7 protein-coding genes and 1 pseudogene are annotated in these 5,696 nt (G+C 65.3%); 4 read left to right on the top strand and 4 right to left on the bottom strand.

The features are described from left to right. The 4 genes from VFB18_RS10560 to pyrE all read left to right on the top strand — a co-directional run. Positions 1–729, top strand: a 729-nt coding sequence (locus tag VFB18_RS10560; protein WP_324974663.1) for a class I tRNA ligase family protein, incomplete at its 5' end; no start/stop codon positions are given. Further along, positions 716–1,231 carry an LPS assembly lipoprotein LptE gene (lptE, locus tag VFB18_RS10555; protein ID WP_324974660.1) on the top strand — a complete coding sequence of 172 codons (516 nt, stop codon included), beginning with the start codon at positions 716–718 and terminating at the stop codon, positions 1,229–1,231. The genes VFB18_RS10560 and lptE, both read left to right, overlap by 14 nt. Before the next feature lie 15 nt (positions 1,232–1,246). Continuing rightward, positions 1,247–2,293, top strand: coding sequence for a DNA polymerase III subunit delta (holA, locus tag VFB18_RS10550; RefSeq protein ID WP_324974657.1), 1,047 nt, complete (start codon positions 1,247–1,249; stop codon positions 2,291–2,293). Between the two features lie 53 nt (positions 2,294–2,346). Further along, positions 2,347–2,913 carry an orotate phosphoribosyltransferase gene (pyrE, locus tag VFB18_RS10545; protein ID WP_324974654.1) on the top strand — a complete coding sequence of 189 codons (567 nt, stop codon included), beginning with the start codon at positions 2,347–2,349 and terminating at the stop codon, positions 2,911–2,913. 3 nt (positions 2,914–2,916) lie between these two features. Here pyrE and VFB18_RS10540 read toward each other — a convergent pair whose 3' ends face one another. The 4 genes and pseudogenes from VFB18_RS10540 to VFB18_RS10525 all read right to left on the bottom strand — a co-directional run. Then, positions 2,917–3,765 carry a ParB/RepB/Spo0J family partition protein gene (locus VFB18_RS10540; RefSeq protein WP_324974650.1) on the bottom strand — a complete coding sequence of 283 codons (849 nt, stop codon included), beginning with the start codon at positions 3,763–3,765 and terminating at the stop codon, positions 2,917–2,919. A 35-nt stretch (positions 3,766–3,800) separates the two neighbouring features. After that, positions 3,801–4,628, bottom strand: a complete 828-nt coding sequence (locus tag VFB18_RS10535) for a ParA family protein (RefSeq protein WP_324974647.1) — start codon at positions 4,626–4,628, stop codon at positions 3,801–3,803. Beyond that, entirely contained in the window at positions 4,625–5,305 is a 681-nt protein-coding gene (rsmG, locus tag VFB18_RS10530) for a 16S rRNA (guanine(527)-N(7))-methyltransferase RsmG (protein ID WP_324974644.1), read from the bottom strand. The genes VFB18_RS10535 and rsmG overlap by 4 nt, the downstream gene beginning before the upstream one ends. A gap of 2 nt (positions 5,306–5,307) precedes the next feature. After that, positions 5,308–5,696 (bottom strand): annotated as a pseudogene (locus VFB18_RS10525) (tRNA uridine-5-carboxymethylaminomethyl(34) synthesis enzyme MnmG); the annotation flags it as partial.

Raw genomic sequence — 5,696 nt, 5'->3', positions numbered from 1 at the left:
TCGAAGAAGAACGTGGTCGATCCCGACAGCATCATCCAGGCCTACGGCGCGGACACCGCGCGCTGGTTTATGCTGTCGGACACGCCGCCCGAGCGGGACATCGAATGGACGACAGCAGGCGTCGAGGGCGCACACCGTTTCGTCCAGCGCGTGTACCGGCTGGTGCGCGAGGCGGCAGGCAAGGGTGCGCCGCTTGGGACCCAACCGCCACAGGAATTTAGTCCTGAAGCCGAGGCGCTGCGGCGAGCCTCCCATCGAAGCGTGGCGGCGGTCACGAGCGCCATCGAGCGGCTTCGCTTCAATACGGCGGTGGCCCAGATTTACGAGCTTGCCAACGCCCTTTCCACGGCCCTGCAGAACGCCGGCAACGAACCCGATTCGGGGCTCCGCTACGCGATTCGCGAGGCTGCCGAGCTGATCACCCGCATTTCCGCCCCGATGATGCCGCACCTTGCCGAGGAGTGCTGGGCCCTTCTCGGCTATCGGCGGCTCGTGGCCGAGGAGCCTTGGCCGAAGCCGGATTCGGCCCTCTTGGTCGAGGAGACCATAACCATCGCGGTCCAGGTGAACGGCAAAAGGCGGGATGAATTGACGATTGCGCGTGACGCCGCAAAGGAAGATATTGAAGCTGCGGCGCTGAAGCTCGACAATGTCGTTCGCGCCATCGGGGGACGTCAAGTCAAGAAGGTCGTGATCGTACCGCAGAGGATCGTCAATGTGGTGGCCTAGGCTTGCCATAGCGGTTGCGCTTTGCGCTGCCGCCGCGACGCTCGGCGGCTGTGGCTTCCAGCCGCTTTACGGCGGCACCACCGCGAGCGGCGCCAGACTCACGGAGGTGATGGCGGGGATCGACGTCAATCCGATCCCGGGTCGCGTCGGACAGCGCGTCCGCAACGAGCTTATCTTCGAGAATACCGGCGGCGGCACGCCAGGGCCGCAACGCTATCGGCTCGAAATCGCCATCAGGGAGAGCGTCACCGATCAGCTCGTGCAGATTACCGGCGACGCCACCGGCCAAGTGTACCAGCTGAACGCGACCTACAAACTGATCGACTCGACGAACGGCACGGTCGTGCTCGCCGGAACCGCCATCTCGCGGGCGCCCTACAACCGCTTCCAGGAGATCTTCGCCAACGTCCGCGCGCGCTACGACGCGGAGAACCGCGCGGCGCGCACCGTGGCCGAAAGCATCAAGACGAGGATCGCTTCCTATCTCGCCACGACGGCCTAGGCGTTCTCTTCGCGCTTGAGGCGCCTTCTTCGCGCTCCTACTTTCTCCGCCATGGTCGCCTACAAGGCTTCAGCCGTCGCGAGCTTCCTCAAGTCACCCGACCCGTCGTGCCGCGCCGTGCTGCTTTACGGTCCGGACGCCGGCCTCGTCAGCGAGCGCGCAGCCGCGCTCGCCGCAACCTTCTCCCGGCGCGACAAAGGCGGCGCCGAGATCGTGCGGCTCGATGATCGCGATCTCGCGGAAGATCCGACGCGCCTCGAAGTCGAGCTGCGCACGCGTCCGATGTTCGCCGCGAGCCAAGTCGTGAGGATCACGGCGGGAGCGCGACTCGACGTGCCATGGCTGAAAGCCCTGCTCGCCTCGCCCTTCGACAACGCGCTCATCGTCGAGGCGGGCAATCTCCGTCCCGACTCGGCACTGCGAAAATTGTTCGAGACGACCAAGGCCGCGGCGGCGCTGCCCTGTTATGGCGACGAGCGCGGGCTCGCGTCTCTCATCGATGCCGAGCTTGCAGAGGCCGGGCTTCGCATCGATGCCGAAACGCGACGCTATCTCATGACGCGGCTCGGCGCCGATCAGGCGCTCTCACGCTCGGAGGTGACGAAGCTCGCGCTCTACGCGACAGGCGAAACGGCGGTCACCCACGATGACATCGATTCGATCGTGGGCGACGCGGCCGAGACCGCGCTCGAGACGTTCGTCTATGCGGCAAGCGGCGGCGACTCCGCCCAAGCCCTGCGCGAGCTCCAACGTCTCGCTGCCTCCGGCACGGAAGCGCAAGCGGCCCTGATCGCGCTCGCCCGCCACTTCACCCAGTTGCACAAGGTGGCCGCGGCGCAGGCCGAAGGCCAAAGCGCCGAGGAGGCGATCAGGCTGCTCAGACCGCGACCGCATTTCAAGCGCGAACCGGAGTTCCTCGCGCACTGCCGGCGGCTCGGCGCGACCCGGCTCTCGCACCTGCTTCCCTTGATCCAGGAAACGATCCGGCGCACGCGCCGCTCGCCGGAGCTCGAAGGCGCCTTCACCGAGCGCCTCCTTCTGGCGCTCAATTCGAAAATTTGACGCGCCGGCCTCCTTCCATGCGATGCTTGGGGCGAACGGAGGCCAGGGCCAACATGGACCAGCGCAACTCAAGCCTTGAGCTTCGCAACAAGCTCTTCATGCTGCTCAAGGAGCGCGCCTTCAGGCGGGGCAAGGTCATCCTCGCCTCGGGCCGCGAGAGCGATTTCTATTTCGACATGAAGCCGGCGATGCTCGATCCCGACGGAGCGTCGCTGCTCGCCGAGCTCATCCTGCAAGAGCTACGCGGCGTCGATGCCGAGTGCGTGGGAGGAATCGAGATGGGCGCGGTGCCGCTGATCGCGCCGGTGGCGATGAAGAGCCTCGACCACGGGCGCCACCTCCGAGGCTTCTTCGTGCGCAAGGCGGTCAAGGACCACGGCACCAAGAAGCGCGTCGACGGCGCCGACATTGCCGGCAAGTCAGTGGTGATTCTCGAAGACGTGACGACGACCGGCGGCTCGGCGATGGAAGCGGTGAGGGCCGTCACCGAGGCGGGCGCCAAGGTCGTCCTCGTGCTGTCGATCCTCGACCGGGGCGAGGGGGCCTCGGACCTTTATGCGGCCGCCGGCATCCCGTTCAAATCGCTCTATCGCGCCGAAGAGTTCCTCGCCATCGCCTAGCTGCTAACGGCCGGGCTTGCGCAGGAGGCGGTAGCGCAGGTCCTCCAGCTGGTCGAGGTTCGTATAGCGAATCCTGAGTTCGCCCTTTTCCTTCCCCTTGCGCCTGATTTCGACGCCGAGCCCGAGCGCTTCTGCGAGTTCCTGCTCGGCCGCCCTGGTGTCGGCGTCCTTGCGCGGCTTATCGCGCTTAGGCTTGGTTACCGCATCCTTAACCAATGCCTCAATTTGGCGCACCGTTAACCCTTCGTTAACGATCCGCGCCGCGAGAGCGGAGGCATCGGGGCGCCCGATGAGCGCGCGGGCATGACCCGCGCTCAGCGCACCGCTGCGCACGAGCTCCTGGACATCCTCGGGCAGCTTGAGGAGGCGAAGCGTGTTGGCAAGGTGGCTCCGGCTCTTGCCGATAACTTTGGCGAGGTCTTCCTGGGTATAGCCGTGGCCGTCCATCAGGAGCTTATAGCCCTCGCCTTCCTCGATCGCGTTCAGGTCTTCGCGCTGGACGTTCTCGATGATGGCGACCTCGACCGCCTCTTGATCGGTCAGCTCGCGCACGATGACCGGCACTTGATGCAGATTGGCGAGCTGAGCCGCGCGCCAGCGCCGCTCGCCGGCGACGATCTCGTAGCTGTCCGTTTCGCTCATCGACGGGCGCACCACGAGCGGCTGCACCAGACCGCGCTCGCGGATCGAGGCGGCAAGCTCCTCAAGCTGGTCTTGCGAGAAATTGCGCCGCGGATTGAACCTGCCGGGCTTGAGCGCCGCTAGCGGCAGACTTCGCTGGTCTTCGGTGGTCGCGCTGATGAGCGAGGCCAAACCCCTCCCCAGCCTGTTCCTTTGCACACCCGCCGACATGGCAGTCTCCTTCCCGTTTATCCGCCGATAGATGATCACGCCGCACGTATCCGCCGCTCGCGCTCGATCACCTCGGAGGCGAGCCTGATATAGGCCTGGCTGCCGGAGCAGCGATAGTCGTAAAGCAGCACCGGCTTCCCGTGCGACGGCGACTCGGCCACGCGCACGTTCCTCGGGATGATTGTCGCATAGACTTTCTCGCCGAGGACACGGCGCACGTCCTGCACCACCTGGTCCGACAGGCTGGTGCGCTGGTCGTACATGGTGAGCACCACGCCGTGAATCTGAAGCTTCGGGTTGAGCCGGACCCTGATCTCCTCGACAGTGCTCAAGAGCTGGGCGAGACCTTCGAGCGCAAAGAACTCGCATTGCAGCGGCACGAGCACGGCGTCGGCCGCTGCAAGCGCATTCACGGTGAGAAGATTGAGCGAAGGCGGGCAGTCGATCAGAACGTAGCTCGTGGCGATTTCGGGGTCCTCGGAGGCGCTCATCGCGGCGAGGCAATCGCGCAGGCGATAGTGCTTGCCGCTTGACGCCGCGGCCTCGCGCTCGAAGGCCATGAGGTCGATGGTGGCGGGCACGATCGAGAGGCGCGGCACGTGCGTGGCGACGCGCGCATCGGCGATGGTCGCGGCGCCGCTTAAGACATCAAAGGTCGAGACAGGGCGTTGCTCGACGCCGAGGCCCGTGCTCGCGTTCCCTTGCGGATCGAGATCGATGATGAGAACCCGTTCGCCGACGGCGGCGAGCGCGGTGCCGAGGTTGATCGCGGTCGTGGTCTTGCCGACGCCGCCTTTCTGGTTGGCGAGAGCGAGCACCCGGGCGCGGCGCGGCGCGAAAGCGCTCACGGGAAAGGTGCTCATGGTTTGTCACCCTTCGTCCTGGCCCGGGGACAAAGCGCCGTCACCTCGACGATCTTGGAGTCGCGCGAGGTCAGGCTCGGATGGAGGCGGGAAGAGAACGTCCAGCCTTCGCGCGCGGCATCGACTTCGGCCTCGGCCTCTCGACCTTTCGGGAACAGCCCCCTGGTCCTTTCCCCAAAGAACGGCGCTGCCAACTCGAAGAGACGGGGGAGCGGCGCAAGAGCGCGCGCGCTGACCACGTCAGGCGTCAGGCTTTGAGCGCTTTCGGCGAGGTCTTCAATACGCATGGGATGGATGTCCACAGGGGCCTCGGTCGCGCGTGCGACTTCGGCGAGGAAGGCGCATTTCTTGTGGTTGCTCTCGACGAGATGCATGCGGAAATGAGGCGTCCCGGCTTGGACGATGCCAATCACGAGCCCGGGAAAGCCTGCCCCTGAGCCAAGATCCAGCCAGAGTCGCGCATCCGGCGCAAGGCTCAAGAGTTGAGCGGAGTCGGCGAAGTGGCGCGACCAAAGTTCATCGAGGGTGGAAGGGGCGACGAGATTGATGCGCTTTTGCCAGAGGGCCAGGAGCTCCGCGTAGCGCGTCAGCCTGTGGATTGTTTCACGTGGAACTTTAAAGGCTTCGGCGAACTCCTGGGGTCCACGGACGGTAAAGGACGCGTTAACCTTTGCCATGCTCAGGCGCTCTTTGCGGCCGGACCCCTCTTCAAGTGGGCAAGGAGAAGCATGAGCGCCGCAGGCGTCATGCCGTCGAGCCGCGCCGCCTGGCCGAGTGTCTCGGGCCGGTTCCGCTCGAGCTTCTGCCTAAGCTCGGTCGAGAGCCCGGGCAAGGCAGAGAAGGGGAAGCCGTCGGGGATCGCAATGCCCTCGTCCTTGCGGAAGGCGGCGATGTCCATTTCCTGGCGCTTGACGTAGACCGAATAGCGCGCATTTGCGGCGATTTGCGCGGAAATGGCGGGAGAAATGGATCGAATTTCGGGCCAAATGGACTGAAGCCGGGCAAGGTCGATTTCCGGGTAGGACAGCAGCTCGTATGCGGTTCGCTTGCGCCCGTCGCGATTGATCG

It is taken from the genome of Methyloceanibacter sp., assembly GCF_035650995.1.
Classification (GTDB): Bacteria; Pseudomonadota; Alphaproteobacteria; order Rhizobiales; family Methyloligellaceae; genus Methyloceanibacter.
This window is presented reverse-complemented; position numbering and strand designations above follow the sequence as displayed.

Bases quoted from the DNA above. Each gene is read 5' to 3' on its own strand.
- VFB18_RS10535 (WP_324974647.1), bottom strand. From the start codon at position 4,628: ATGAGCACCTTTCCCGTGAGCGCTTTCGCGCCGCGCCGCGCCCGGGTG.
- lptE (WP_324974660.1), top strand. From the start codon at position 716: ATGTGGTGGCCTAGGCTTGCCATAGCGGTTGCGCTTTGCGCTGCCGCC.
- VFB18_RS10540 (WP_324974650.1), bottom strand. From the start codon at position 3,765: ATGTCGGCGGGTGTGCAAAGGAACAGGCTGGGGAGGGGTTTGGCCTCG.
- pyrE (WP_324974654.1), top strand. From the start codon at position 2,347: ATGGACCAGCGCAACTCAAGCCTTGAGCTTCGCAACAAGCTCTTCATG.
- rsmG (WP_324974644.1), bottom strand. From the start codon at position 5,305: ATGGCAAAGGTTAACGCGTCCTTTACCGTCCGTGGACCCCAGGAGTTC.